We start from the raw sequence: 1,359 nt of genomic DNA on the forward strand, positions 1-1,359 counted from the left end.
TGTCGGCGTCCGCGGCCGACACCCTCGACCCCGCGAAGGGCGCGCTCGGCACGGACTACGTTCGCGCGAACATGTTCTACAACGGCCTGACTGAACTCGACTCCCATCTCGGCGCGACGATGGGGCTCGCCGAATCGCTGGACACCAAGGACGCGACGGTATGGATCGTCAAGTTGCGCAGTGGCGTCCAGTTCCACGATGGAAAGTCGCTGGCACCCGCTGACGTGGTCTATTCGCTGATGCGTCACAAGGACCCGGCGACGGCATCGAAGGCCAAGACGCTCGCGGACCAGTTCAAGGAAGTAAAAGCGACAGGTCCGAACGAAGTCACGATCACGCTGGAAGGCGCGAACGCCGATCTGCCGGTGATCCTCGCGGACTCGCATTTCCTCATCATCAAGGACGGCACGACCGACTTCAAGACGGCGATTGGCACGGGTCCTTACAAGGTGAAGGATTTCTCGCCCGGCGTGCGCACGGTCGGTGTAAAGAACGAAAAATACTGGAAACCGGGCCTGCCGCATCTGGACGAGATCGAACTGATCGGTATTGGCGACGAATCCGCCCGCGTGAATGCCTTGCTTTCCGGCGATGTCCAACTGATCAACGCGGTCAGTCCGCGCTCCACCGAGCGCATCAAGACCTCTCCGGGCTTCAAGGTGCTGGAAACGAAAACGGGCCAGTACACCGACCTGATCGTGCGCGACGAAGGCGGAATAACCGGCAACGACGATTTTCGTCGGGGTATGTTCTATCTACTGGATCGCGAGCAGATCAAACGCGCGGTGTTTCGCGGCTTCGGCACGATTGCGAACGACCAGCCAATCGACCCGACGAACAAGTACTACATGGCGGGCATTCCCCAGCGTCCCTACGACCCGGAGAAGGCCAAGTTCTATTTCAAGAAGGCGAAGCTCGGCAGCGATCCGATCCAGATCTTTGCTTCCCCGGCGGCCGAAGGTTCGGTCGAGATGGCGACGCTCATGCAACAGGTCGCGCCGGCAGCGGGCTTGAACCTCCAGGTGACGCGGGTTCCATCCGACGGTTACTGGTCGAATCACTGGATGAAGCATCCGCTCGGCTTTGGCAGCGTGAACGCGCGTCCGAGCGCAGACGTGCTGTTCACACAGTTCTTCAAGTCGGACGCGCCGTGGAACGAAGCCAACTGGAAGAGCCCGAAATTCGACCAGATGCTGGTGGCAGCGCGCGGTGAACCCGACGACGCGAAGCGCAAGAAGATCTACGGCGACATGCAGGTGCTGGTGCATGAAACAGGCGGTATCGGCATTCCGATGTTCCAGAGTTCGCTCGATGCCTACACGAGCAAGCTGCAGGGACTCGGATCGATTCCGCTCGCAG

At 60.4% G+C, this 1,359-nt stretch carries 1 protein-coding gene; it reads left to right on the forward strand.

The genetic code is table 11. The features are described 5' to 3' along the window. Window positions 1-1,359: ABC transporter substrate-binding protein (locus tag ACRXB1_RS36085; protein ID WP_449494780.1), on the forward strand; the 1,359-nt coding region annotated here is incomplete at both ends.

Source organism: Caballeronia sp. M23-90 (genome assembly GCF_053574605.1).